This window comes from Kocuria cellulosilytica, from assembly GCF_040981245.1.
Classification (GTDB): Bacteria; Actinomycetota; Actinomycetes; order Actinomycetales; family Micrococcaceae; genus Kocuria; species Kocuria cellulosilytica.
Genome location: NZ_JAVFWZ010000001.1, coordinates 522,993 through 548,811, shown reverse-complemented (window position 1 = coordinate 548,811; position 25,819 = coordinate 522,993). Strand labels below are relative to the sequence as shown.

20 protein-coding genes are annotated in these 25,819 nt (G+C 72.9%); 7 read left to right on the top strand and 13 right to left on the bottom strand.

What is annotated here, in order from left to right:
* The first annotated feature begins 125 nt into the window (after window positions 1-125).
* Both RCG67_RS02505 and RCG67_RS02500 read left to right on the top strand, forming a co-directional pair.
* Window positions 126-2,072 (top strand): BCCT family transporter, encoded by a 1,947-nt coding sequence (locus RCG67_RS02505; protein ID WP_368824703.1) that lies wholly within the window; start codon window positions 126-128, stop codon window positions 2,070-2,072.
* 113 nt (window positions 2,073-2,185) lie between these two features.
* Entirely contained in the window at window positions 2,186-3,019 is an 834-nt protein-coding gene (locus RCG67_RS02500) for an IclR family transcriptional regulator (protein ID WP_368824702.1), read from the top strand.
* 176 nt (window positions 3,020-3,195) lie between these two features.
* On the opposite strand, the gene RCG67_RS02495 is transcribed toward RCG67_RS02500, so the two are convergent.
* Window positions 3,196-4,068: a hypothetical protein gene (locus RCG67_RS02495; protein ID WP_368824701.1), complete on the bottom strand. Its 873-nt coding sequence runs from the start codon at window positions 4,066-4,068 to the stop codon at window positions 3,196-3,198.
* A 222-nt stretch (window positions 4,069-4,290) separates the two neighbouring features.
* On the opposite strand from RCG67_RS02495, the gene RCG67_RS02490 reads away from it, so the two are divergent.
* Window positions 4,291-4,965, top strand: coding sequence for an SDR family NAD(P)-dependent oxidoreductase (locus RCG67_RS02490; protein WP_368824700.1), 675 nt, complete (start codon window positions 4,291-4,293; stop codon window positions 4,963-4,965).
* Window positions 4,966-5,014: 49 nt separating this feature from the next.
* On the opposite strand, the gene RCG67_RS02485 is transcribed toward RCG67_RS02490, so the two are convergent.
* The 3 genes from RCG67_RS02485 to RCG67_RS02475 all read right to left on the bottom strand — a co-directional run bounded on the left by RCG67_RS02485 (window position 5,015) and on the right by RCG67_RS02475 (window position 9,600).
* On the bottom strand, window positions 5,015-6,130 hold the full coding sequence (locus tag RCG67_RS02485; protein ID WP_368824699.1) for an NAD(P)-dependent alcohol dehydrogenase: 1,116 nt from the start codon (window positions 6,128-6,130) through the stop codon (window positions 5,015-5,017).
* A 118-nt stretch (window positions 6,131-6,248) separates the two neighbouring features.
* Window positions 6,249-7,883: an ATP-binding cassette domain-containing protein gene (locus tag RCG67_RS02480; protein WP_368824698.1), complete on the bottom strand. Its 1,635-nt coding sequence runs from the start codon at window positions 7,881-7,883 to the stop codon at window positions 6,249-6,251.
* A 358-nt stretch (window positions 7,884-8,241) separates the two neighbouring features.
* Window positions 8,242-9,600, bottom strand: coding sequence for an MFS transporter (locus RCG67_RS02475; protein WP_368824697.1), 1,359 nt, complete (start codon window positions 9,598-9,600; stop codon window positions 8,242-8,244).
* Between the two features lie 208 nt (window positions 9,601-9,808).
* Here RCG67_RS02475 and RCG67_RS02470 point away from each other — a divergent pair, with 208 nt between their 5' ends.
* Window positions 9,809-10,858 (top strand): ABC transporter ATP-binding protein, encoded by a 1,050-nt coding sequence (locus tag RCG67_RS02470; RefSeq protein WP_368824696.1) that lies wholly within the window; start codon window positions 9,809-9,811, stop codon window positions 10,856-10,858.
* Window positions 10,855-11,676 (top strand): ABC transporter permease, encoded by an 822-nt coding sequence (locus RCG67_RS02465; RefSeq protein ID WP_368824695.1) that lies wholly within the window; start codon window positions 10,855-10,857, stop codon window positions 11,674-11,676. The genes RCG67_RS02470 and RCG67_RS02465 overlap by 4 nt, the downstream gene beginning before the upstream one ends.
* A 9-nt stretch (window positions 11,677-11,685) precedes the next feature.
* Here RCG67_RS02465 and RCG67_RS02460 read toward each other — a convergent pair whose 3' ends face one another.
* The 5 genes from RCG67_RS02460 to RCG67_RS02440 all read right to left on the bottom strand — a co-directional run bounded on the left by RCG67_RS02460 (window position 11,686) and on the right by RCG67_RS02440 (window position 18,022).
* The gene (locus RCG67_RS02460) at window positions 11,686-12,702 is read right to left on the bottom strand and encodes a magnesium and cobalt transport protein CorA (protein ID WP_058872993.1); all 1,017 of its coding nucleotides are present in this window, start codon (window positions 12,700-12,702) and stop codon (window positions 11,686-11,688) included.
* A gap of 231 nt (window positions 12,703-12,933) precedes the next feature.
* Window positions 12,934-13,956 carry a sugar ABC transporter permease gene (locus RCG67_RS02455; protein ID WP_368824694.1) on the bottom strand — a complete coding sequence of 341 codons (1,023 nt, stop codon included), beginning with the start codon at window positions 13,954-13,956 and terminating at the stop codon, window positions 12,934-12,936.
* A 1-nt stretch (window position 13,957) separates the two neighbouring features.
* Complete coding sequence (locus RCG67_RS02450; protein WP_368824693.1) at window positions 13,958-15,592, bottom strand: ABC transporter permease subunit; 1,635 nt, start codon at window positions 15,590-15,592, stop codon at window positions 13,958-13,960.
* Complete coding sequence (locus RCG67_RS02445; protein ID WP_368824692.1) at window positions 15,592-16,812, bottom strand: sugar ABC transporter substrate-binding protein; 1,221 nt, start codon at window positions 16,810-16,812, stop codon at window positions 15,592-15,594. Before RCG67_RS02445 ends, RCG67_RS02450 begins: the two co-directional genes overlap by 1 nt.
* Window positions 16,813-16,870: 58 nt before the next feature.
* Window positions 16,871-18,022: an ABC transporter ATP-binding protein gene (locus RCG67_RS02440; protein ID WP_368824691.1), complete on the bottom strand. Its 1,152-nt coding sequence runs from the start codon at window positions 18,020-18,022 to the stop codon at window positions 16,871-16,873.
* A 238-nt stretch (window positions 18,023-18,260) separates the two neighbouring features.
* Between RCG67_RS02440 and RCG67_RS02435 the strand changes: the two genes are divergently transcribed.
* The gene (locus RCG67_RS02435; protein WP_368824690.1) at window positions 18,261-19,988 is read left to right on the top strand and encodes a glycoside hydrolase family 13 protein; all 1,728 of its coding nucleotides are present in this window, start codon (window positions 18,261-18,263) and stop codon (window positions 19,986-19,988) included.
* A complete protein-coding gene (locus RCG67_RS02430; protein ID WP_368824689.1) occupies window positions 19,949-21,010 on the top strand; it encodes a LacI family DNA-binding transcriptional regulator in 1,062 nt (353 codons plus the stop codon). The genes RCG67_RS02435 and RCG67_RS02430 overlap by 40 nt, the downstream gene beginning before the upstream one ends.
* 147 nt (window positions 21,011-21,157) lie before the next feature.
* Here the strand turns inward: RCG67_RS02430 and RCG67_RS02425 are convergent, their stop codons facing one another.
* From RCG67_RS02425 to RCG67_RS02410, 4 genes are read right to left on the bottom strand one after another with little or no spacing between them, the layout of a single operon-like run.
* Window positions 21,158-22,720 carry a molybdopterin-dependent oxidoreductase gene (locus RCG67_RS02425; RefSeq protein ID WP_368824688.1) on the bottom strand — a complete coding sequence of 521 codons (1,563 nt, stop codon included), beginning with the start codon at window positions 22,718-22,720 and terminating at the stop codon, window positions 21,158-21,160.
* A 13-nt stretch (window positions 22,721-22,733) separates the two neighbouring features.
* Window positions 22,734-23,774: an ArsA family ATPase gene (locus RCG67_RS02420; RefSeq protein ID WP_368824687.1), complete on the bottom strand. Its 1,041-nt coding sequence runs from the start codon at window positions 23,772-23,774 to the stop codon at window positions 22,734-22,736.
* Entirely contained in the window at window positions 23,765-24,040 is a 276-nt protein-coding gene (locus RCG67_RS02415) for a cory-CC-star protein (RefSeq protein WP_058872986.1), read from the bottom strand. The genes RCG67_RS02420 and RCG67_RS02415 overlap by 10 nt, the downstream gene beginning before the upstream one ends.
* Before the next feature lie 4 nt (window positions 24,041-24,044).
* Entirely contained in the window at window positions 24,045-25,751 is a 1,707-nt protein-coding gene (locus tag RCG67_RS02410) for a carbon starvation CstA family protein (protein WP_368824686.1), read from the bottom strand.
* Window positions 25,752-25,819: the final 68 nt, after the last annotated feature.

Here is a 25,819-nt window from a genome sequence, read left to right as displayed (position 1 = left end):
TACGCCACCGGCGGCGTCCTCGTCCCCTCCGAACACCACATCGGCGCCTTCCACGACTGGATCACCGACAAGATCGGCGACACCGTCCCCGGGCAAGCCGGCCCGAAGAGCCAGGAGAGCATCCGATGAGCAACGACGACTATCGCGTGGACCCCACGCCCGAGGAGGGGTCGACGGCACCGCCCGCGACTCCGCCCGTGGACGACACGACCCTGCTGCACGAGGCCGAGGCCGAGGAGGCCGCGATCCTCGACGAGCTGAAGGTCGGGGTCGCCGAGCGGAGGAAGTCGTTCCGCGCCGGCCTGGAAGGCCTCGACCGGACGATCTTCGCGGTCACCGGCGCTCTCGTGGTCGCCTTCGTGCTGTGGGGGTTCCTCAACACGGAGAGCCTGTCCAGCGCCTCGACGGTGGCGCTGGGCTGGGTGCTGGAGAGCACCGGATGGCTCTTCGTGCTGCTGGCCTCCCTGTTCGTGGTCTTCGTCCTCTGGCTGGCCGTCGGCCGGTTCGGCAACATCCCGCTGGGCCAGGACGGTGAGCGCCCGGAGTTCCGGACGGTGTCGTGGATCTCGATGATGTTCGCCTGCGGCATGGGCATCGGCCTGATGTTCTACGGCGTCGCCGAGCCGCTGTACCACTACATCTCCCCGCCGCCGGCCACGGCCGACGCGCAGACGGCCGAGGCCATCGAGGCGGCGATGGCCACGTCCCTGTTCCACTGGACGCTGCACCCGTGGGCGATGTACGCGGTGGTCGGCATCGCCATCGCCTACGGCACCTTCCGCCTGGGCCGCAAGAACCTGCTCTCCGAGGCGTTCGTCTCGATCTTCGGGCGCAGGGCCGTGGACGGCGTCGGCGGGAAGATCATCAACATGCTCGCCATCTTCGCGACCGTGTTCGGCACGGCCGCGTCGCTCGGCCTGGGCGCCCTGCAGATCGGCAGCGGCCTGCAGTTCAACGGCGTCGTCGCCGAGGTGACCACCCCGATGCTGGTGGCCGTCATCGCGGTGCTGACGTTCTGCTTCGTGGCCTCGGCCGTCTCCGGCATCGCCCGCGGCATCCAGTTCCTCTCGAACACCAACATGGTGCTGGCCCTGCTCATGGCGGTCGTCATCTTCGTGGTGGGCCCCAGCGTCTTCATCCTCAACCTCATTCCCTCCTCGGTCGGCTCCTACGCGCAGATGCTGCCGGAGATGTCCGCCCGCACGGAGGCCGTGGGCGACGAGGGGATGCGCGAGTGGCTCTCGGGGTGGACCATCTTCTACTGGGCCTGGTGGGTCTCCTGGACCCCCTTCGTGGGCATGTTCGTGGCCCGGATCAGCCGGGGCCGGACCATCCGCCAGTTCGTGGTGGGAGTGCTCGTGGTGCCCTCGCTGGTGTCCCTGCTGTGGTTCGCCGTCTTCGGCGGCACGGCCATCGACATCCAGCGCCGGGCCGACGCCACACCGGACCCGGGCGACGGCATCGCCACGGTGGTGGACGGGTCCCCGACCATCTCCTTCGACAGCGCGATCTACGACATGTTCACCGGCCTGGACCTGCCGCAGGCGGTCACCGTCGGCCTCGCCGTGCTGGCCATGGTGCTCACCGGGATCTTCTTCGTCACGGGCGCCGACTCGGCGTCCATCGTGACCGGCTCGCTCAGCTCCCGCGGCAGCCTGGAGCCCTCCCGCCCCGTCATCGTCTTCTGGGGTGTGCTCATGGGCGGCGTCGCCGCGGTGATGCTCCTGGCCGGCGGCGACGACCCCGCCGCCGCCCTGGGCGGCCTGCAGCGGATGACGATCGTCTCCGCCCTGCCGTTCATCCTGGTGATGCTCCTGCTGTGCTTCGCGCTGGCCCGGGACCTGCGCCAGGACCCGATGTGGCTGCGCAAGCGCCTGTCCGAGTCCGTGATGAACCGCGCGGTGCGCAACGCCGTCGACGAGTACGGGCACCAGAAGTTCACCCTGGTCACCCGGGAGAGCACGGACCCGCACACAGCCGAGTTCCGGGCCGTGGACGCCACGGCCGCCGGCCAGCCGATCTATGCCCAGAAGAACGGCCAGGCCCGGAAGAAGGAGACGAACCTTACCTGACGGACCGGGCCGGACCGGGACGCGCCCGGTCCGGGCGGCCGGCCTCGCCGGGCCGGCCGCCCTCGGGTGGAGCGGACGGGAGCACGACAATGACGGATGACTACCATGGGGTCATGTCCCCACAGAACCCCAGACCTCAGCTGACCTCCGACGCCGCGACGGAGCAGAACGGCTCCGACGGGGTGACTCCGGGCGGCGTCCAGTCCGTCGACCGGGCGATCACGGTGCTCGAGGTCCTCGCCCGGACCGGTGGTTCGACGGTGACCGAGGTGGCCGCGGAGCTGGGAGTGCACAAGTCCACTGCTTCGCGCCTGCTCAGCGCCCTGGAGCTGCGCGGCCTGGTGCACCATCCGAGCGACGGGAGCCCGTACCAGCTGGGTTTCGGGATCCTGCGGCTGGCGCACGCGATCCCCGGCCGGCTGAGCGTGGTGGCCGAGGCGCGCGACGAGATCCGCGAGCTGGCTCGGATCCACTCCGAGACGGTCAATCTGGCGGTCCTCCGGGAGGGCCAGGCCGTCAACGTGGACCAGGAGATGGGGCCCTCCGCGCTCAGCATGCACGACTGGATCGGAAGCCTGACCCCTCTGCACGCCACCGCCAGCGGGAAGGTGCTCCTCGCCGGGCTCCCTTCCGAGGACAGGGCCCGCGTTCTCCGGTCCCAGGGACTGCGGGCCCTGACCGGCCGCACGATCACCTCGCGCAAGCAGCTGGAACGGCAGCTGATCGACGTGGCCGCCCGGGGCTACGCCATCGCGTGCGAGGAGTTCGAGATCGGGCTGAACTCCCTGGCCGTGCCCGTGCGCGACCATCTCGGCACGGTCGTCGCCTCGATCAGCGTGTCGGGCCCGGCGTTCCGGTTCACGGACCAGCACATGACCGAGCTCGTCGACGACCTCAAGGAGGCCGGCCTGCGGGTCAGCCGGCGGATGGGGTACACCCCCGCCTGACCCGCCCCCTCTCTTCCCGCATCCCCTCGGACTCACCGGGTGTGCCCGAGATCGGAGCACACGGGCCGGTGTCCCGGGTCGGACCGGTGACTTCGGGAGGAGGCGGGGCCGCGCACCCGTCGTTCCCGCTCCGCCCGGGCCGGGCTGCGCGGGAACGACGCCGGGAGCGAGGCGGTTCAGGCGCGGAAGGAGGCGATCATCGCCTGGATCTGCCGGTGCTCCTCGGACGCGACGTACTCCTCGGCCGCCGCGATGGTCGGGAAGTCGTGCGCGGAACTGAAGATGACCGTCCGGTAGGTGATGCCGTTGGACGCCACCACCCCCGTCTCGACCAGCCCCAGACCGTACATGACGTGCGGCAGCATCGCGGTGGGCGGCGGCGTGTCCGCGTCGGTCAGCGACGTCATGAGGCGCACGTTGTCCTGCCAGCCGTTGACGTTGCGCAGCCGGGGCGAGGAGGTGAGGTCCATGGCCACGGAGCGCACCACGAACTCGCCGCTGCTGGACAGCGCCGCCTCGCCCGGGACGTCCCCGAGGTGGACCACCGCCGGCTGGGTGCAGTCGGGCCCGCACTCCGCGCCCCACGCCTGGAGGACCGTCAGGTAGCCGAGCGGTGCGCCGTCGGGGCCGACGACCGTGACCGTGCCGCCGACGCCCGAGAACTCCCCGTCCACCCGCCACGTGGCGGGCAGCTCGAAGGCGAACGCCGCGTCGGCGGCCGTGCCCGAGTGCGTCACGAGCTCCGCGGGAGCCGGCGAGCCCGTGGGGCCCGGGGTCGGTGTGGCGGTGGGGCCGACGGTCGGGCTCGCGGTGGGACCGGTCGTCGGGCTCCCGGTCGGATCGGCGGTCGGGCTCGCCGAGGCCGGCGACGGGGACCCCGTGGCCGGTTCCGAGCCGGTCGGGGACCCGGCCGCCGTGGCCGTCGGGGAACCGGTGGGGCCGGTGCCCTCCCCCGAGGGCTCCCCGCCGGTCGGGGCGGCGCAGGAGGCCAGGAGGAGCAGGGCCGCGGCACCCAGCGCCCGGGCCGAACGTGACGTGGTCGGTGACATGTGGTTGGACCCCCGATCGCGGAGCACCAGCGCCGCGGGCGTCCGCCCGGCCCGGCCCCGAGGACTGCAATCTACGCCGGTCGGTTCGCATCCGACAACGGTGGGCGGCGGGCCGCGGGCGATCGTTGTGGAACTGCACAGCACTGGGCGCTGTCGGAGCGTCTGGGTACGCTCGGAGCACGGCGCCCGTCCCGGGGCCGCACCGGGGGCAGGAGTGGGATCATGGACCTGAACGGCGCGAGGATCCTCGTGGTGGGGGCGACCGGCGTCCTCGGACAGCGGCTGTGCGAACGGCTGGGCGAGCGCACCACCGACATCGTGGTGACCGGCCGCTCCGCCGCGGACGCCGAGGAGCTGCGGCGCCGGCTCGGCCTGCGCGCGGCCCACGCCCTGGACCTCGTGGACCACGACGAGGCCGCGGCGGTGGTCGGCCGGGCGGCCGAGGAGCTCGGCGGCCTCGACGCCGTGGTGATCGCCACCGGCGTCGCCGCGTTCGGCCCGGCCGTCGACGAGGACGAGGCCGTCGTGGAGGAGCTGTTCGAGGTCAACGCCCTCGGGCCCATGGCCGTGCTCCGGGCGGCCCTGCCCCACGTCGCGGACGGCGGAGCGGTCGCGGTCCTCACCGGTGTGGTCGCGGAGCTGCCGCTGGCCGGCATGGCCGGCTACGCCGCCAGCAAGGCGGCCATGGCCTCGTGGCTGGGGTCGCTGCGGCGGGAGCTGCGTCGTCGTCGGATCGCGGTGGTGGACGCGCGGCTGCCCCACATGGACACCGGGCTCGTGGACCGCGCCCTGACCGGCCTGCCGCCCCGGCTGCCGCCCGGGCACAACGTGGACGACGTCATCGCCGCGGTGGAGCTCGGTCTCGAGCGCGGCGTCCACGAGCTGCGGATCGACTGAACCGTGTGCGCTGCGCCCCCGGACCTGGCGCGGGAACGGGACCGCCGGGTCAGCGGGGCATCCGCAGGACCGGCTTGACCACGGCACCGGACCGGCTGTCGGCGAGGGCCTGCTCGATCTCCTCGAACTCGTAGAAGCGCACCAGCTCGTCGAACGGGAAGCGGCCCTGCCGGTGCAGGTCGATCAGGGCGGGGATGAACCTGCCGGTGCGGCTGCCGCCGCCCAGCACGCCCAGGATCCGCTTGCCCCACAGCGTGCGCAGGTGGTCCACGCTGAAGCGCGCCTGGGCGGGCGCCCCGCCGATGAGCAGGAGCGTGCCCAGCATGCCCACGCACTCCGCGGCCTGTTCCACGACCGGGACCACCCCGGTGCACTCGAAGGCGTAGTCGGCGGCTCCGCCGGTGATCCGGGCGACCTCCGCGACCACGTCCGCGTCGCGGGAGTTGATGACGTGGGTGGCCCCGTACCGGGTGGCCAGCTCGAGCCGGGAGTCGTGCAGGTCCACGGCGATGACCGTGGTGGCGGCGGTGCAGCGCGCCGCCATGATCGCGGCGAGTCCCACGGCCCCGGCGCCGAAGACCACCAGGGAGGAGCCCGGCTCCGGGCGGGCCTCGTTGAGCACCGCGCCGGCGCCGGTGCCCAGCCCGCAGGCCAGGGGACCGAGCAGTTCGAGCGGCACGTCGTCGGGCGCCTTCACCAGCGCGTCGGCGAGGACGATCGAGTGGGTCGCGAAGGAGGACTGGCCGAAGAAGTGCCCGGAGAGCTGCGAGCCGTCGGCCCGGGTGTAGGCCGAGGTCCCGGCGTCCTCGCCCCGGAAGCGGCGGCCCGAGACCAGCGCCTCCCCGGTCCGGAGGCAGTACCGGGGCTGCCCGTCCAGGCAGTTGCGGCACGCCCCGCACGAGGGCCAGCCGATGACCACCCGGTCACCGGGCGCCACGGCGGTGACGCCCTCACCGACCTGCTCCACGACCCCCGCGCCCTCGTGGCCCAGGATCCCGGGCAGCGGCAGCGGCATGTCGCCCTCGCGGGTGATGGCGTCGGTGTGGCAGACCCCGGTCGCGACGATGCGGACCAGGACCTCCCCCCGGCCCGGCTCGGCGAGCTCGACGTCCTCCAGCCCGAACGGGGCGTCGATCCCCTCGACGACGGCAGCGCGGATCCTCATGGTGTCCTCCTCGGCATCCCGGCACGCCGGACCCCGGCGCGTGGTGGCGGTCCCCTCCGCCCTCTGCTCCGCAGTCTAGGGCCGTCCCACGGGCGGCCGTCCACCCGGTTCCGGACCGTCACAGCCCCAGCCGCGGCCAGCCCTTCGTGTCCCGCAGGAGCTGCCGGTCGTGGGTGGTCAGCACCACCGCCGCGGCCGTGGCCGCGAGCGCCTCGGTGAGCTCGTCCACGAGGGCGATCGAGAGGTGGTTGGTCGGCTCGTCCAGCAGCAGCACGTGCGGGCGGGACGCCAGCACCACGGCGAGCTCGAGGCGCCGCCGCTGCCCGGCGGACAGCTCCGCCGCCGGGCGCTCACGGTCCCGCGCCGCCAGCAGGCCCAGGGCGGCCAGGGGCACCACCTCGTGCTCGGCCAGCCGGCCCGTGAGCACGAGCCGGACGAGCTCCTGCTCGTACACCGCCTGGGCCGAGCGCGCACCGTGCGGGAGCCCCTCCTGCCGCAGGTGGCCGATCCGCACCCCGGGCGCGGCGGTGCGCCGGCCCGTGCCGGGAGCCGACACACCGGCGAGCACCTGCAGCAGGGTGGACTTGCCCGCCCCGTTGGGGCCCGTGACCACCAGCCGGTCCCCGGACTCCAGCGCCACGTCGACGGGCCGGGGCAGCCGGCCCTGCACCGTGACGCCCTCGGCCCGCACCAGCTCGACGCCGGGCAGCACCGGCAGCTCCGGCACCGCGGGCACCAGCGGGGGCTCGGGGACGTCCACACGGTGCCGGTCGAGGTCCTCCTGCCGGCGGTGCACCGACCGGACGAGCCCCGGCGCCCGGGTGGCGCGGGTGTGCTTGCCCGTGCCCTTGTCCGGGCGCCATCCGTCGACCAGGCGGGAGCGCGCACGCTCGAGGTCGACGGCCAGCCGGGCGTGCTCGGCCTGCTGCTCCCGGTGGTCGTGCACCCACCGGGAGCGCTCGGCGGTCCGGCCGGCGCGCCAGCCCGCCACCCCGCCGCCGTACCACCGCGGGCGGCCGTCCCGGCTGGGGTCCAGGTCCAGGACGGTGTCGGCGACCTGCCCCAGCAGCCGCCGGTCGTGGCTGACCAGGACCACGCCGCCGCGGAAGCCGCGCAGCGCCGCGCCCAGGTGGGTCAGCCCCGCCGCGTCGAGGTGGTTGGTGGGCTCGTCCAGCAGGAGGAGGTCGTGGACGGTCCCGAGCAGGCAGGCCAGGCGCACCCGGTAGCGCTGCCCCACCGAGAGGGTGCCGAGCACCCGGGAGCGGTCGGTCACGGCGTGCAGGGCCTGCAGGGCCTGGTCCACCCGCCGGTCGGCGTCCCAGGCGTCGAGGGCCTGGGCGACCGTGAGCGCCTGCGCGTACTCCTCCGCCGCGCCCGGCTCGTCCGCGGCGAGGTCGCGGGCCGCTGACTCGACCTGCGCCACCGCGGTGTGCTCGGCGGTGAGCTCGAGGTCCAGGAGGTCCCCCACGGTGCCGTCGGGAGGCACGGGCAGCTCCTGGTCGACCACGGCGAGCGTGCCGGTGCGGCGGACGGTGCCGGCGTCCGGGAGGAGGGTGCCGGAGAGCACCTCCAGCAACGAGGTCTTGCCGCGGCCGTTCTCCCCCACCACCCCGAGGCGGGTGGTGGGGGTGATCGTGAGGTCGAGTCCGTCGAGGACGGTGCGGGAGCCGCGGACCAGGCGGATCCCGGTGGCGGTCAGCTGGGCGTGCTCGCCCGCGGGCACGGCGGGACGGTGGACAGGAACGGTGGACATGCTTCCTCCGTGGTGCGGAGCGGCACGCGGCGGACGGCCGGGGCTCCTGGCGAGGGGACGGGTGGGCAACGGAGAGGTCCGCCGCGGCGAACGTGCTGCGCCGCGGGATCCGGGCCCGTCAGAGGAAGAAGTGGTGGAACATGGTGGCTCCAGGATAGCCCTGGACCGCAGGCCCCGCCGAGCCCCGTCCCGAGCCCCCACGTCTGCGCGGCCCACCTCGCCGAATCCCCAGCTCAGCGCCGGATCCCCATGTCCAACCATGGGGATCCGGCACCGGCGTGGGGACTCGACGCACCGGGCCCATCAGGGGTGGGGGCTCGGCGCACCGGGCGTGCCGAGGGCCGGGGCCGGGGCCGGGTCAGGGTGCCCGGCGCTCCCGCAGCACGCCGGCCATCAGGGCCGCGACGACCGCGAAGACGGGGACGACGACCAGTGCCGCCCGCAGCCCGACGGCGTCGGAGAGCACGCCGATGGCCGGGGACAGGCCGAGGAAGCTGATCCGCATCAGCCAGCTGACGAGAGCCAGGCCGGTCCCGGTCCGCAGCCCGGGGATGTCGTCGGCGGCGTGGAAGGCCGCGGGCACGAGCGTGGCGCAGCCGAAGCCGGCCAGCGCGAAGCCCGCGACGGCCGCCGCCGGCACCGGGGCCAGGACCACGAGCAGCATCCCGGCCGCGCTCAGGGCGGCGCCGGCGCGGGCCACCTCGGCGCGCCCCCAGCGGTCGGTCATGGGGTCGCCGAGCATCCGGCCCACGAACTGCGCCGCCATGAGCGCCACGAGCCCGAGCCCCGCGGCGGCCAGAGGAGCGCCGAGCTCGGTGCTCAGGTACACCGCCGACCAGTTCTGCCCGGCGTCCTCGACCATGACCCCGGCCATCGCGATGACGGCCACGGGGAGGAGGCTGACGACGACGATGCGCCCCGCCGAGGGCTGCCCCGTCCCGCCGCGCCCGGGGTCCGGGTCCGGCCGGGAGCCGGCGGCGCCGGGGTCCGTCGTCGTCGTGCTGTCCGAGGATGTGCCGTCCGGGCACGGGTCGTCCGGCAGCGGGTCGTCCCGGTGCGTGCCCTCCGGCAGCGGGTCGTCCGGGCCGACCGTGCGCAGCCCCCGGCCCTCCGCCGGGCTCAGCGCGGAGCGCAGCGCCACGAGGGCGACCGCGCTCCACACGATCCCGCTCGCCGGCAGGTGCCATCCGAGGGGCACGCCGAGGGCGAGCGCCGCGGTGCCCATGAGCCCGCCGGCCACGGCGCCCAGGCTCCACAGGGCGTGCAGGGAGTTGATGATCGAGCGCCCGCGGGCGCGCTGGACCTCCATCCCCTGGGCGTTCTGGGCGGTGTCGACGTGGGCGTCCAGCGCCCCGCCCAGGAACATCGCCGCGAGGAACACTCCCACGCCCGGCCCCGTGCCGGCGCCCAGACCCGCCCCGGCCCCGGCGGCCGCGAGGCACCCGGAGAGCAGGACGGTGCCCAGTGCCGCCACCCGGCCGGAGCCGAAGCGGCGGATCGCCCGGGCGGGGAGGGCGCCCACCAGGATCGCCCCGAGCGGGAACGCCACGACCACCAGGCCGTAGAGGGTGTTGGAGAGCCCGAACGCGTCCTTGACCTCCGGCAGGCGCGGCAGCAGGTTGGCGTAGAGGGCGCCGTTGGTGAGGAAGAACGCGGACACCGCGATCCGGGCGCGCCGGACCCGTGCGGGATCGAGGGCGGTGGTGGGGACGCTCACGCCCACGACTCTAAGCCCGGTCCGCCCCGTCCCCGCGCCCGGCCCGCGGCGGGCGGAGAGCCCGCCCCGTCCGGAGCGTCGCCGGACCGGCCGTGCAGGGCCCCTGCGCGCACCGGCAGGGGCATCCGCGGCACCGGATCCGGCACGTCCCGCAGTCCACGTCCTCCCGCGGGCGGCCGCCGGCCCGGATGCGCTCTACCGTGGACCCATGAGCACCCCACCCATCATCAGCGCCCGCGGGCTGAGCAAGAGCTTCCGCGGGCCCGGCGGCCGGACCGTCCACGCGGTGGTCGACCTGACCATGGACGTGGCGCCGGGCACGCTGACCGCGTTCCTCGGGCCCAACGGCGCGGGCAAGTCGACCTCGCTGCGCATGCTCACCACGCTGCTGCGGCCCACGGGCGGCACCGCCACCGTGTGCGGCTTCGACGTCGCCCGGCAGCCGGCCGAGGTGCGCGCCCGGATCGGCTACATCGGGCAGAAGAACGGGGCCGGGCAGTACCAGCGGGTCCGGGACGAGCTGCTCAGCCAGGGCGCCCTGTACGGGCTGGGCCGCGCGGAGACCCGGCGCCGCGTGGACGAGCTCGTGGAGGCCCTCGGCCTCGGCGACCTCGTCCGCCGGCCCACGATGAAGCTCTCCGGCGGCCAGCGCCGCCGCGTGGACATCGCCCTCGGCCTGATCCCCGGCCCGCAGCTGCTCTTCCTCGACGAGCCCACCACCGGACTGGACCCGCAGTCCCGGGCCAACCTGTGGGAGCACATCCTCGGGCTGCGCCGGCGCTACGGGACCACCCTGTTCCTCACCACCCACTACCTCGACGAGGCCGACCAGTTCGCCGAGCGGGTCATGGTCGTGGACCGGGGACGGATCATCGCCGACGACACCGCGTCCCGGCTCAAGACGGACCTGGCCGGGGACCGGATCGCCCTCACCATCGACGCCGGCCCGGCGGCCGCCGTGGCTGCCGTCCGGCGCGCGGCCGCCGCCGCGGGGGCCGGCGGCGCCGAGCCGGAGGCGGCCCCCGCCGGGGAGGGCGCGCGCGTCGTCGTCGCGGTCGACCACGGCGAGCGCGTGCTGCCCGCCCTGCTGCGCGAGCTCGACCGGGACGGCCACACCGTGCGGACCGCGGAGCTCGACCGCCCGACCCTCGACGACGTCTTCCTCCGGCTCACCGGGCGGAGCCTGCGCGAGGAGCAGACGGACGACCCCGAGACCGATCCGGCCGCCGAGGCCACGAGCGTGGGAGCACCCCGATGACGACCGTTCCGACCACCCGCGAGTCGTCCGGCGGGACCGCCGGCGGCGCCGAGCGGGCCCGCCCGGCGGGGATCCTGCACGACTCCGTGAGCGTCTTCGTCCGCGAGCTGCGGCCGGTGATCCGGGACCCCTTCAGCCTGGTCTTCTCGCTCATGCAGCCGCTGATGTTCCTCGCCTTCTTCGGCCCGCTCCTGGGCGGGATGACCGGGCTCCCCCTGGACCAGGCGTTCCAGTGGTTCGTGCCGGGCATCGTGGTGATGATCGCGCTGTTCGGCACCGCCATGACCGGCTCGAACCTGCTGTTCGAGATCCAGTCCGGGGCGCACGAGCGGATGCTCGTGGCCCCGGTGTCCCGTTCGGCGCTCATGGTGGGGCGCGCGTGCAAGGAGATGGTCCCGCTGGTGCTGCAGGCCCTGGTGATCTCCGGGGTCGCCGCGTTCTTCGGCTTCCGCCCGTCCCTGCCCGGCATGGCGGTGGGCCTGGCGATCCTCGCGGTCTTCGGTGTGGGGCTGGGGGCGCTGAGCTACGCCCTGGCCATCGTCTCCCGGAACCGGGACTGGATGTTCTGGACCGTGCAGCAGGGGCTGCTGTTCCCCCTCATGCTGCTGTCCGGGATGCTCCTGCCGCTCGAGGCCGGTCCGGGATGGATGCAGGTGCTCTCGCGGTTCAACCCGCTCACCTACATGGTCGACGCGGAGCGGGCCCTGTTCAACGGCCAGTTCGGCGATCCGGCCGTGGCCGCCGGCGCTCTCGCGGCGGTCCTGCTGGCCGCCCTGGGCCTGGCCGTGGGGATCCGCGCGATGCGCCACAGCATCTGAGAGCGCCCCTCAGAGCCACCGCTTCCACTTGAACACCCCGTAGAGGGCCACCCCCATGCCGAGCATGGCCAGCAGCGCGAGCGGGTAGCCCAGCGGCCACGCGAGCTCGGGCATGTGCTCGAAGTTCATCCCGTACACCGTGCCCACCAGGGTCGGCGCGAAGAGGATCGCGGCCCAGGACGAGATCCGCTTCACCTCCTCGCTCTGCGCCAGGGCCGACTCGGTGAGCCGCTGCATCTCGTCGTTCTGCCGCTGCCCCACCAGGGTCGCGTGCACCGTGAGGGCGTTCTGCAGGAGCACGCGGAACGCGTCGGCGCGCTCCCCCACCCGGATGGCGTGGTCCTGCACGTCCCGCAGCCGCTGCTGCAGCTCGACGCCCAGCCCGTGCTTCTCCGCCCCGAGCTGCAGGGCCTCCAGCATGGCCACCAGCGGGTGGACGGCGCGCTGGAACTCGATGACCTCCCGGGAGAGCTCGTAGACCCGGCGGGAGACGTCCCGGTCCGCGCCGAAGATCTGGTCCTCGATCTCGTCGATGTCGTTCTCGAGACCGGCGACCACGGGGGCGTAGCCGTCGACCACCTCGTCGAGGATCCCGTACAGCACCGCCTGCGGGCCCGCGCCCAGCAGCTCCGGGGCGGCCTCCAGCCGGCGCCGGACCGCGGCCAGGTCGGGGGACTCGGCGTGGCGGACCGTGACCACGAAGTCGCGGCCCACGAAGACGTGCAGCTCCCCGAACTCGACCTTCTCGACGTCGTCCAGGTACCGGGCCGGGCGCAGCACCACGAAGAGGGTGTCCCCGAAGCGCTCCAGCTTGGCGCGCTGGTGCCCCTTCAGGGCGTCCTCCACCGCGAGGTCGTGCAGCCGGAACTCCGCGGCCACGGACTGCACCTCGGGCGGCTCGGGGCGATAGAGGCCGATCCAGGCCATCCCGCCGTGCCCGCGCATCACCGCGTAGGTCTCGTCCAGGTCCTCCGGGGTCGACGCGCGCCGGCCCTCCACGTACACCACGTTGTCCACCAGCGGCACCGCGTGCCACCTCCCGTCCGGTCCGTCGTGCGTTCCGCCCCATCATGACAGGCCCCGATGCCCGCCCGGCCCCTTCCCGCGCACGCTCTCCTCCCGCACGGTCCCGCTTCGCCTCCTCGTGAACTCACCGGTTCCGCCCGAGAGCAGAGCATTGATGCTCTGCTCTCGGGCGGAACCGGTGAGTTGGGCGCAGAGGTGGCCGGGCGGTGGTGCGGACAGGCGAGCTGGTGGTCAGCCCTTCACCGCGCCGCCGGTCAGGCCCGAGACGATGTAGCGCTGCAGGAAGAGGAACAGCGCGACCACCGGGATCGCCGCCAGAATCGCCCCGGCCGTGAAGACGCCCCAGTTCTCCCCGAACTGCACGGAGACGAACTGGTACAGCCCCACGGCCAGCGTGTACTTGTCCGGGTCCTGCAGCACGATCTGGGCGAGCAGGAAGTCCGAGAAGGACGCGATGAAGGACAGCATCCCGACGACCACGAGGATGGGGGTCACCAACGGCAGGATCATGGTCCAGTAGATCTGGGCGTGCGACGCGCCGTCGATCTCCGCGGCTTCGTCCAGGTCCTTGGGGATGGTGTTGAAGAAGCCGTACATGAGGAACGTGTTGGCCCCCAGTGCCCCGCCCAGGTAGACGGCGACGAGGCCGAGCCGGGAGTTCAGGCCCAGGAAGGGATAGACCTCGGAGATCGCGAACAGCAGCAGGAAGATCGCCACGAAGGCCAGCAGCTGCGGGAACATCTGGATGATCAGCAGGGACATGAGCCCGCTCTTGCGGGACTTGAACCGGAACCGGGAGAAGGCGTAGGCCGCCGCCGCGCCCATGAGCACGGTGCCCACGGCCGTGGTCACGGAGACGAACATCGAGTTGGCGAACCAGGTGAGGTACGGGTTCTGCGGGTCGTTGAGCAGGTTGGTGTAGTTGGCACCGGTCACGTCGGAGAAGAGCCGGTTGGATCCCAGGAGGGATCCGGAGGCCGACAGGGACGCCGAGAGGGCATAGACGAGCGGGAAGAGCGCGAAGACGCACGCGGCGATCGCGGCGAGGTGCTTCCATCCGCCGCGGGCGGAGCGACGGCGCCGACGGGGCCGGGGAGCCCCGGTCGGGGCGTCCGGGGGCCGCAGCGTGTCGGTGGGCTGGACGGTGTTCGAGGTGCCGGTGGACGGAGCGGCCGTGGCCGCGGCCCACGGGGCGCCGTGGGCGCCGTCGGGGCCGGGGCGGTCGCCCGGGGTGGGTGTGGTGGGAGTGGTCATGTCAGCTGATCTCCTCGAGAGCCTTGCTGCGGCGGAACGTCAGTCCGGAGATGACGGCCACCATGATGAAGATGAGGATGGACAGGGCCGAGGCCAGACCGTAGTCATTGGTGCCGCCGGCGAACGCGATCTTGTAGACGAACGAGATGAGGATGTCCGTGGCGCCCACCCCGGTGGTGGACTCCACGTCCTGGGGTCCGCCTCCGGTGAGCAGATAGATCACGTTGAAGTTGTTGAAGTTCATGGCGAAGGACGCGATGAGCATCGGGCCGACCGCCACCATGAGCATGGGCAGGGTGATCGACCCGAACTGGCGGACCGGTCCGGCCCCGTCCATCTCGGAGGACTCGTAGATCTCGCTCGGGATCGACTGCAGGGCGCCGGTGGTCACGAGGAACATGTACGGGAAGCCCAGCCAGAGGTTGACCAGCAGCAGCGAGATCCTGGCCAGCCAGGGGTTGTCCAGCCAGGGAACTCCGGCGCCGCCCAGCAGGATCTCGTTGACGAAGCCGTAGTCGGTGTTGAGCAGACCCGCCCAGATCAGGATGGACAGGAAGGCGGGGAAGGCGTACGGCAGGAAGATGACGGCCCGGTAGGCGTTCCGGAACCTCAGCTTCTCGTCGTTGAACAGGATTGCCAGGAGCAGGCCCAGGAAGAAGGTCAGGGCCACCGAGAGGATGGCGAAGGCGAAGGTCCACAGGGTCACGGAGACGAACGGGCCGCCCAGGATCGCCGGGTCGAAGATCGCCGCGAAGTTGTCCAGGCCCACGAAGACCCGCCAGCCCGGCCGCAGGCCCTCGCCCTCGGGTCCGACGAAGGCGCCCTCCCCGTTGTTCGCGTACACGGTGCCGTCGTCGGCGACCATCGCGTCGGCCGCCTCGTCGTGGACGAGCGTGGACTCGTACACGTAGGCGGTCCGGCCGTCGTCGGTGCGCAGTGCGGCGTCGTCGGCCTCCTGTCCGCTCATGGGCACCCGGAGGTCGGTCAGCTCGTCGGCGGCCGTGACGACGCCGCCGTAGTCGAGCACCTCGTAGCCGGGCGCCTCGACGACGCGGCCGTCCGTGACCGTGGCGTCCTCGAGCGGGGCCAACGGCTGATCGGCGGCGCCCACGAGCACCTGGTCGTCCTGCACGGTGGCCAGCGCAAGTCCGTCATCGCCCTCGAGGACCGTGACGGGGTACGCCTGGGAGCCCTCGACCCGCTGCTCGTAGGTGGTGGTGAGCTGGCTGATCGCCGCCGCCTTGGTGGCGTTGTGTCCGTCACCGTAGTTGGTGAACGCCGTGGCGGCGGTGTAGAGCACCACGAAGATCTGGAAGATCAGCAGGAAGATCAGCCCTGGATAGAGGTACTTGGCGGGCAGGATCTTCCGGCTGGGCAGGAAGTAGACGAGGTCGGCCACGATCAGGGCCAACGCCAGGAAGGCCAGGATGCCCCAGCTGCCGGCGGCCCAGGCCGCGAGGATGCCGTAGAGGCCGAACGCGTTGATCAGCGCCATCAGGAGCAGCTTGACCACGAAGCCCATGCCGAATCCCCGGGAGTGCGAGTTGCGCAGGTCCAGGGGCGCGCCGAGCCCGGCACCGCCCCCCGCCTCGCCGGGGGCGGCGGTGGCTCCCCGTGCGGTGATGTGCGTGCTCATCAGATCTGTCCTTCGATGTTGTCGATCATGCGGTCCCACAGCTCCACGGGGTTTCCGCGGCCGTTGATGATGGCGTTCTCCGTGGTGCCCCAGAAGCTCCACACCGCGCCCATCTCGGGGATGGCCGGCATGGGCAGGCCGGTCTCGGCGATCTCGGCGTAGGCGGCGCGCAGCGGGTCGCCCTGCATGCGGTCGATCGCCACCTGGCTGGCCGGAGGCCGGCCCGTGCTCTCGTACATGGCCGTCTGCGACTCCGGGCGGGTCAGGTAGTTGGCGGCGAAGTCCTGGGCCGCGACCGGGTTGGGGGCGTTGGCGTTGACGAAGAACGCCTGGACGCCCACGAACGGGCGTGCTTCCTCGTCCCCGGCCGGCGGCACGGGCAGGACGCTCACGTCCATCCCGGCGGCCTCGACGTCGGTCAGCTCCCACGGCCCGCCCAGGTGGAAGGCGGACTCGCCGTTGAGGAAGGACTCCTTGGCGATGTCCGGGGTCATGGAGGTCTGCAGGTCCCGGGTCTGTCCGAGGTCCTGCAGGTAGCGGGCGAACTCGTGGCCGTCCTCACCCCCCATGGTGAGGTTGCTGGTGTACTCCCCTTCCGCGGTGCGCTCGAACACCTCGGCCCCGAAGGAGGTCTGCAGGGCATAGAGGTGGTAGGGGTCGCCGGCTTCGGGCGACTGGCTCACCGTGAAGGGGTACTCGATCCCCCGCTCCTCCATGAGCCGGTGCCCGATCGCGCGCAGCTCGTCGAACGTGGCGGGGTCCTGGGCGGTGAGCTCGTTGTTGCGCAGCATCGCCACGTTCTCGATCGCGTACGGCACCCCGTAGCTCACCCCGTTGTAGACGACGGCCTCACGGGCGTTCTCGGTGAAATCCTCCGCCCGGTCTCCCATCTCCACGGGGGCCACCACGCCGTTGGCGGCGAGCTGGCCGAGGTTGTCGTGCGGGGAGACGATGATGTCCGGGGCCTGCCCCGTCGGGGACTGGGAGATGAAGTTGGAGATCGCCTGCGCGTTGATCTCCCGCTGGACGAACTCCACCTCCACCCCGGTGTCGGCGGTGAAGCTGTCGGCGACCTGCTCCAAAGCCGGGATCTCGTCCTCGCCCGCCTGGATCTTGATGCTGCCCGGTCCGCCGGCCAGGCCGGCCGTGGGTGCCGACGCGCAGCCGGCGAGCAGGAGCGCTGCGCCGACGGCGCCGGCGGCCCGGTGAGTCTGTTTCATGGTGGGTTTCCTCATCATTGTCCGTAGTCGGTCGGCGGCGTGAGCGTGGGCTCCGGAGTCAGTCAGGCAGGCGTCGGCCGGTGGCGGCGTCGAAGAGGTGCACGTGCTCCAGGTCCGGGGCGACCCAGACGGTGGTCCCGGCCCGCGGCGGGGTGCGGCCCTCGACCCGGACGATGAACTCGTGGACGGTGGGGTCCTCCTCGGCCCCGGTGGTGTTGTCCACCGGCACCACCGTGTTGGCCGCGGTGACCGGGGCGAGGTGGCCGTAGACGAAGGCGTCGGCACCGAGCTCCTCGACCACGTCGGCCTCGATCGGCAACCCGGTGCCCTCAGCCGCGGGGTGCATGTCCTCGGGCCGGATCCCGACGGTAACCCTGTCCCCCGTCAGCGACTCCTGCTGTGCCCGGGTGAGCGGGACGGCCACCGTGCCCAGCTGCACGGTGGCACCCGAGCCGACGCCGGTGGTGACGGGGGCGCGGAAGAGGTTCATCGCCGGGGAGCCGATGAACCCGGCCACGAACTCCGTGGCCGGCCGGTCGTAGAGCGCCCGCGGGGTGTCGACCTGCATCAGCAGCCCGTCCTTGAGCACCGCGACCCGGTCGCCCATGGTCATCGCCTCGACCTGGTCGTGGGTGACGTACACGGTGGTGACCCCCAGCCGGCGGGTCAGGGAGGCGATCTGGGTGCGGGTCTGCACCCGCAGCTTCGCGTCCAGGTTCGACAGCGGCTCGTCCATCAGGAACACCTGCGGGGAGCGCACGATCGCCCTCCCCATGGCCACGCGCTGGCGCTGCCCGCCGGACAGCGCCTTGGGCTTGCGGTCCAGGTAGTCGGTGAGGTCCAGGATCTTCGCCGCATCCTCCACCCGCCGGCGGCGCTCCTCGGGGGAGATTTTGGCGATCTTCAGGGCGAAGCCCATGTTCTCGGCCACGGTCATGTGCGGGTACAGGGCGTAGTTCTGGAAGACCATGGCGATGTCGCGGTCCCGGGAGGGGACGTCGGTGACGTCGCGGTCGCCGATGTAGATGTTGCCGCCGGTGACCTCCTCGAGGCCGGCGAGCATCCGCAGGGTGGTGGACTTCCCGCACCCGGAGGGGCCGACCAGGACGAGGAACTCCCCGTCGGCGATGTCCAGGTTCAGGTCGGTCACCGAGGGGCGTTCGGCCCCGGGGTACTGACAGGTCACATTGGCGTAGCGCACAGAGGACATGGTGGGTGATTCCTTTCAGGATCCCGCGGCTGTTCCCGCGCCGGCGGACCCCGGAGGGGGGAACGTGGCCGGAACTCGGGCGGCCCGGCCAAGAGGGCTGCACACCCGAAGGTGAGTTGGCTCACTACTGTAAGCGCTATCACAAACGCTGTCCACACCTCAGGAATACCCCAACAATTTGATTAACGCGTTGTGATAGCGCTTCCAGTACGTGGTGATCCGGCTTACGATGGAGCGCATGTCCACGACCTACGGCCCGCTGCAGTCCCTGCGCCTCACACCCGTCCACGATCGCGACCAGGACCCGCAGTGGTGGCGGTCGTCGGTGATCTACCAGGTGTATCCCCGTTCCTTCCGGGACCTCGACGGGGACGGCGTCGGCGACCTCGCCGGCATCACCGCCGAACTGGGACAGCTGGCGGAGCTGGACATCGACGCGATCTGGCTCTCGCCCTTCTACCCGTCCCCGCAGCTCGACGGCGGCTACGACGTGAGCGACTACTGCGACGTCGACCCGGCCTTCGGCACTCTGGCGGACTTCGACGCGCTGGTGCACGCTGCGGACGCGCTGTCGATCAGGGTAATCATCGACCTGGTGCCCAACCACTGCTCGCACGAGCACGCTCTGTTCCGGCGGGCCCTCGCGGCCGGTCCCGGTGCCCCGGAGCGCGAGCTGTTCGTCTTCCGGGACGGCCGCGGCGCGTCCGGGCAACTGCCCCCCAACAACTGGCAGTCCCACTTCGGCGGCCCGGCCTGGACCCGGGTGACCGAGGCCGACGGGCAGCCCGGCCAGTGGTACCTGCATCTGTTCGACTCGTCGCAGCCCGACTTCAACTGGGACCACGAGGCGGTCCGGCAGGAGTTCGAGCGGGTGCTGCGGTTCTGGCTGGACCGCGGCGTCGCCGGTTTCCGGGTCGACGTGGCGCACGCCCTCGTCAAGGCCGGGGGGCTCCCCGACTGGGGCGGGCGCGCCGACGGGGGGAGCATCCCGGGCTACCCGTTCACGGACGCCCCGATGTTCGGGCAGCCGCAGATCCACGACATCTACCGGCGCTGGCGCGAGGTGCTCGCGGAGTACGACGGCGAGCGGATCCTCTGCGCCGAGGCGAGCGTGGACCCGCTGGACCGCCTGGCCGACTGGGTGCGTCCCGACCAGATGCACCAGGCCTTCAACTTCTCCTACCTCGCCGCGCCGTGGGAGGCGACGGAGCTGCGCCGGATCATCACCTCCTCCCTCGAAGCGTTCGACGCGGTCGGGGCGCCGACCACCTGGGTGCTGTCCAACCACGACGTCGTGCGGCACACGACCCGCCTGGCGCTGACGGCGGAGTCCCCGCGCCCGGGCGACGGCCGGGGGCCCGATGACGATCAGCCGGACCACGTGCTGGGCACGCGGCGGGCGCGCGCCGCGTCCCTGCTCATGCTCGGCCTGCCGGGCGGCGTGTACCTGTACCAGGGGGAGGAGCTGGGCCTGCCGGACCACACAACCCTTCCCCACGACGTCCGTCAGGACCCGACCTACCACCGCACCGGCGGGGACCGGCTCGGCCGTGACGGCTGCCGGGTGCCGTTGCCCTGGACCAGCACCGGGGTCTCCCTCGGCTACAGCGACACGGGCGAGGCCTGGCTCCCGCAGCCTCCGGGCTGGGCGGCGCTCTCGCGCGAGGCGCAGCGCCACGACCCGGCGTCCACGCTGTCCCTCTACCGCGCCGCGCTGGCGCTGCGGCGGGAGCACGGCCTCGGCTCGGGCTCGCTCGCGTGGGCGGAGGGCCGCACCGGACCCGACTGCCTCGGCCTCGTCAACAACGGCGTGCTGGTGCTGCTGAACACAGGCTCCGCCCCGGTCGAGCTGCCGGACCTGCCGGTGCTGCTGCGCAGCGGGTCCCCGGTCTCCGCGCCGCATATCCTGGACCCGGAGGAGTGCGCATGGCTGCAGACGGAGGACCCCGGGACCACCGGGCGATGAACCCACCCCGGCTCCAGGACGTCGCCGCCCGGGCGGGAGTGTCCACCGCGACCGTGTCCCGGGCGCTCAGCGGGAAGGGGCATGTCTCGCCGCGCGCCCGGGCCCGGGTCCGGGAGGCGGCGCAGGAGCTGGGCTTCGTCGTGTCCTACCACGCGTCGAGCCTGGCCAGCGGTCGGAGCCGCAATATCGGGGTGGTCCTTCCCCACGTCGACCGGTGGTACTTCTCCACCGTCCTCGAGGGCGTGGCCGCCGCGCTCGTGGAGGCCGGGTACGACCTGACGCTCTACAACTTCGAGGGGGACCGGTACCGGGAGACCGTGCTGACGGACTTCCTCCTGCGCAAGCGGCTGGACGCGGCCGTGGCGGTGTCCCTGCACCTTGACCCGGCCGACACGGAGCAGATGTTCTCCGCCGGCATCCCCCTCGTCGGGGTCGGGGGCCCGCTGGTCGGCGCGTCCACCATCAGCATCGATGACCTCGACGTCGGGCGCCGCGCCACACAGCACCTGATCGGGCTGGGCCACCGGCGGATCGCGCATCTCGGCGGGGCCGAGGAGGGCAGGCGCTACTTCCCCATGTCCAGCGACCGCCGGGACGGCTGGGAACAGGCAATGGCGGGCGCCGGACTGCCCGTCGACCCCGCGTGGTCGCTCATCGCGGACTACACCTTCACCGGCGCCTACCAGCAGGCCAAGAACCTCCTGGCGGACCCCTTCCACCGCCCGACGGCGGTCTTCGCCTCGTCCGACGAGATGGCGGCCGGCACGATCCTCGCGGCGCGGGACCTCGGTCTCACCGTGCCCGGTGATCTGTCCGTCATCGGCATCGACGCCCATCCCATCGGGGAGGCCTTCGGCCTGACGACTCTGGACCAGCACGCCCGGCAGCAGGGCACCCGTGCCGTCGAGCGGCTCCTCGAACACCTGTCCGGAGGCTCCGACGAGCCGTCCAACGAGGTGCTCCCGGCCCACTTCGTCGTCCGGTCCTCCACCGGACCGGTCGCGACCCCGCACGGCACCTGACCCACCTCTGACCCTGGCCCGCCCCGTCGGCGACACCGCCCCGTGAACCCGCCGGTTCCGCCCGGGAGCGGCACACCGGTGCCGTGGTCCCGGGCGGAACCGGAGAGTTCGGCGGAGGGGCCGGGGAGCGGCACGTGCAGAGGCCGGTCAGGCCACCGTGAACGTGCGCTCGTGCCACCCGGAGGCGCCGTCCGGGGCCGGCGGGGCCTGCTCGGCGGTCTGGACGGTCCCGTCCCGGTCGACGGCCCGCACCCGCGCGGTGTGCCGGCCGCCGGGGAGCTCGGTGCGCAGCACCCACTGCCGCCACGTGTCGTCGGAGGGCACCTCGCCGAGGTCGGCCTCCTGCCACGGTCCCCCGTCCACGCTGACCTGCACCGCGGCGATCCCGGTGTCCTGGGCCCACGCGGTGCCCGCGAGCACGACCTCCCCGGCGTCCACGCGGCCCCCGGCGCGCGGGACCTCGATCCGGGACGCCGTCTTGATGGGCCCGAGCGCCGACCACCCGCGCGGGGTCCAGTAGCCCTCGTCGCGGTCGAACCGGGTGACCTCCAGATCCACCAGCCACTTGGTCGCGGAGACGTAGCCGTAGAGCCCGGCCACCACCATGCGCACCGGATAGCCGTGCTCGAACGGCAGCGGCTCCCCGTTCATGGTCACCGCCAGCAGGGAGTCGCGGCCCGGGTCCAGCAGCGCGTCGAGGGGGGTGCCGGCGGTGAACCCGTCCTCGGAGGTCGAGAGCACCATGTCCGCGTCCGCCTGCACCCCGGCCTCGGCGAGCAGCTCCCGGATCGGCACCCCCGTCCACACGGCGTTGCCCACGAGGTCCCCGCCCACGGTGTTGGACACGCAGGCCAGCGTCACCACGTGCTCGGCGAGCGGGCGCGCGACGAGGTCCTCGAAGCTCAGCTCGAGCTCGCGGTCCACCATGCCGTGGATCCGCAGCCGCCAGTCCGCCACGTCGATGCGGGGCACGCTCAGGGCGGTGTCGATGCGGTAGAAGTCGTCGGCGGGGGTGAGCCAGGGCTGCACGCCCTCGATGCCGAGGTCGGCGCCCGCGGGGATCGGGTCGCGCACCGCGGGCGGGGGGATCCGGAGCATCTCGCGCGCCGCGGGCACCCGTGCGGCCGCCGAGGAGGCCCAGCGGCCCGCGACGCCGGCGGCGGCGCCCAGCACGGCGGCGGCCGCGGAGGCCCGGACGAAGCCGCGGCGGTCGAGCTCCGCCCCGGAACGCGGGGAGGGACCGGTCCGGCGGGTGAGCACCGTCAGGAACAGCGCCCCGGCCGCCGTGCCGACGACGACGGGGACCGTGTCCGCCACGGCCGGCCCCGCCCGCGTCAGCACCGCCAGCAGCCCGAGGAGCCCCAGCACGCCGAGCAACACCGTGCCCATCGGCGGGTTGGCGCGCTGCGCCGCCCCGATGCCCGCGCCGGCCGCCACGAGTCCCGCGGCCATGACGAGGAGCAGCACCAGCTTGTCCGCGGTGCCGAAGAGGGCGATCGCCGCGTCCTTGACCGGGGCGGGGACCCCGTCCACGATCACCCCACCCACCGCCGTGAGCGGCGCACCGACCGGCCCGGTCACCCAGGCCAGGAGCTCGGCCAGGCCCACGGCGAGGGCGGTCGCGGCGACACCGGCGAGGATCCACGGGCCGAGGTCGGCGGGGGCCCGTCGTCGTCGCCCGGCGTCCGGGCGGTGCGCGGTGGAGGTCATGCGCGTCAGCGTGTCACGTGGCCCTGAGATCCGCCTGGGCGAGCGCGTCCCCGAACCGCTCGAGCGCCTCCTGGCCCACCACGTCCCCCGGCAGCAGGGGGACCTGCAGCAGCGGAACGTCCGGGAGGGCGCCGCGCAGGGTGGCGACGTGCACCTCCTCCAGCGCACGGCGCTCGGCGAGGAAGTCCCCGGCGTCCGCCGGGGAGCGCTTGTTGATCACGAGGGCCCCCACGTGCACGCCGGCGCGGACCAGCTGCCCGTGCAGCTCGACGGTCTCGAGGACGGGCAGCCGCTCGGCCGCGAGGACGATGACGAAGCTGCAGCGCCCGGCGTCCACCAGCACCTCGCGCAGGGCCTCGAAGCGCTCGCGGCGGCGCAGCAGGATCCGCCGGATCTCGAGGTCGCGCTCCTCGCGGGGGTCCCGGGGCCGCTCGGTGCCCACGATGCTCTCGGCCGCGGCGTCCCGGTCCTCGAGGCCCCGCAGCGCGGCGCCGAACTTCTCCGCCCGGCCGCGGCGGCGCAGCAGCCCCTCGGTCCAGGCGGACATGATCTCAGGCAGGGCCATGAGCCGGGCGGTGTGCCCGGACGGTGCGGTGTCGAAGACGATGAGGTCGTAGTCGTGCAAGCCCGTGTCCACGAGCTCGGCGATCCGCTCGAGCACCGCCGACTCGTGGGTGCCCGGTGAGTCGCGGGCGAGCTCCATGTGCTTGTCGACCTCGCCGGCGAGGTGCTCGGGCATGAGCCGGCGGATCGTGGCGCCCACGGCGGCGAGGTGGGCGTCGGTCGTGGCGACCGGGTCCACCTCGATGCCGTCGAGGAGGCCGCCCCCCGGCCCGGGGCCGTCCAGGTCCCGGGCGAGCGGGGTGATCCGGTCCCCCACCGGGCGCTCCCACAGGTGCCCGAGGTTGTGCGCGGGGTCGGTCGAGACGACCAGCACCCGGCGGCCGGCGCGGGCCTGGGCGAGGGCGGTGGCGGAGGCGACGGCGGTCTTGCCGACGCCGCCCTTGCCGCCGACGAACAGGACCCGGCGGGCGGCGGCGAGCTCTAGCAGCATGAGATGTGCTCCAGGGGCGATCGCTCCATGCCCATCCGCCGGTGCCAGTCGTGGAACCGGTCGTAGACCACGGGCAGCAGCTCCACGGTGTAGTAGCTGGCGGGATTGGGCACGCCCAGGGCCTCGGAGAGGACCAGCATCATGAACAGGTCCTCCTCGTCGCGCTGGGCGCGGGCGAAGGTGCGCCGGTAAGGCGCCACGTAGAACTCGTGCAGGCCCGCCCCGAGGCGGGCCTGCACGGTGCGCAGCCGGTCGAGGAGCGTCACCGGCTCACAGGGAGCGCTTCTCCCCGGCTGTGCTGGGCAGCGGCTCCTCGTCGAGCTCCGGCGGGTTCTTCCGGGCCGCGGTCATCGCCGACACGGACTCGACGATCACCCACAGGGCGGCGATCAGGATGATGACGTCGAGGACGAGCAGGAACCAGTTCTCGGCGGCCCAGAACTGTCCCAGCTGGACGACCAGCGCGTAGACCGACATCAGGAGCAGGAACACGAGGGGCACCAGCACGGGCAGCACCGGGCGGCCCTTGCGCAGCAGGATCACCGCGATCATCGACAGCGTCAGGCCGGCCAGCAGCTGGTTCGAGGTGCCGAACAGCGGCCAGATGAGCATGCCGCCGGAGCCGTCCGCGCCGGCGCTGAAGGTCAGCCCCATGGCCACCGCGAGCACGATGAGCGTGGCGATCGCCTTGCCGATGTTGACGCCCATGATGTGCCCGGCCTCCTGCACCACGAAGCGCTGCAGGCGGATGCCGGTGTCCATGGTCGTGGCCGCGAAGAGCACGGCCATGGTCGCGAGGATGGTCGCGCTCAGCGACGCGGGGATGCCCAGCCCGGAGTTGACCACCGAGGCGCCGCCCTGGACGAACGCGCCCACGCCGCCCTGGCCGAACGCGCTGTACACGGCCTCCCAGTCGGCGATGGTGCGGAAGCCGGCGGTCGTGGCGATGATCGCGCCGAGCGCGAGCAGGCCCTCGCCGACCGCGCCGAAGTAGCCGACGAAGCGGGCGTCGGTCTCCTTGTCCAGCTGCTTGGAGGACGTCCCCGAGGCCACGATCCCGTGGAACCCGGAGATCGCACCGCACGCGATGGTCACGAACAGCAACGGCACGAGGCTCGGCGTGCCCTCGGGCACGGAGTCGTTGAACGCGGGGGCCACCACGGTCGGGGCGGAGATCAGGACCGCGCCGTAGAGGATGCCCAGGGCGATGAACAGCTGCAGGCCGTTGATGTAGTCGCGCGGCTGCAGCAGCATCCACACGGGGAGCACGGACGCGATGCCCGCGTAGACGAAGAGCACCACGATCCAGAACGCGTTGGCCGGCAGGCCCAGGACCGTCTCCGGCAGGACCACCGGGAAGCGGTCGCCCAGCAGGATGAGGGCGTAGAGGGCCACGACGCCGACGACGGACACGACGGCGAGGTTCCACTTGTAGCGGTAGACCGCCTGGCCGATCAGCAGCGCGACGACGATGGCGCCCCACGTGGGGATGACCGAGGTGGGCGTGCCGACCAGCAGGTTGGAGATCACCACGGCGAACGCGGCGTTGACCATGAGCAGCACGAGGAAGATCACGACCAGGAAGAGGTTCCGGCCGCGGTGGCCGATGTACTTCCCGGACAGCGACCCGATGGACCGCCCCTGGTGCCGGTTGGACGCCCACAGGGCGCCGAGGTCGTGGACGCCGGCGAAGAAGACGGTGCCGAGGGTCACCCAGAGGAACGCGGGGAGCCAGCCCCAGATGACCGCGATGGCGGGGCCGACGATGGGGGCCGCGCCGGCCACGGAGGTGAAGTGGTGGCCCCACAGCACGTACTTGTTGGTGGGCACGTAGTCCACACCGTCCCCCATCTCGTGGGCGGGGGTGACGAAGGAGTCCTGGAGCTTGTAGATCCGGCGGGCCACGAACTTCGAGTACAGGACGTACCCGAGGATCATCATGGCGACGCCGACCACGGCGAGGACGATGGAGTTCATGCTGCTCCGATCTCTGCGGAAGTGGCGGTGGTGTTCGCTGGGTCACCATGCTACCGCCGGGTGACTGC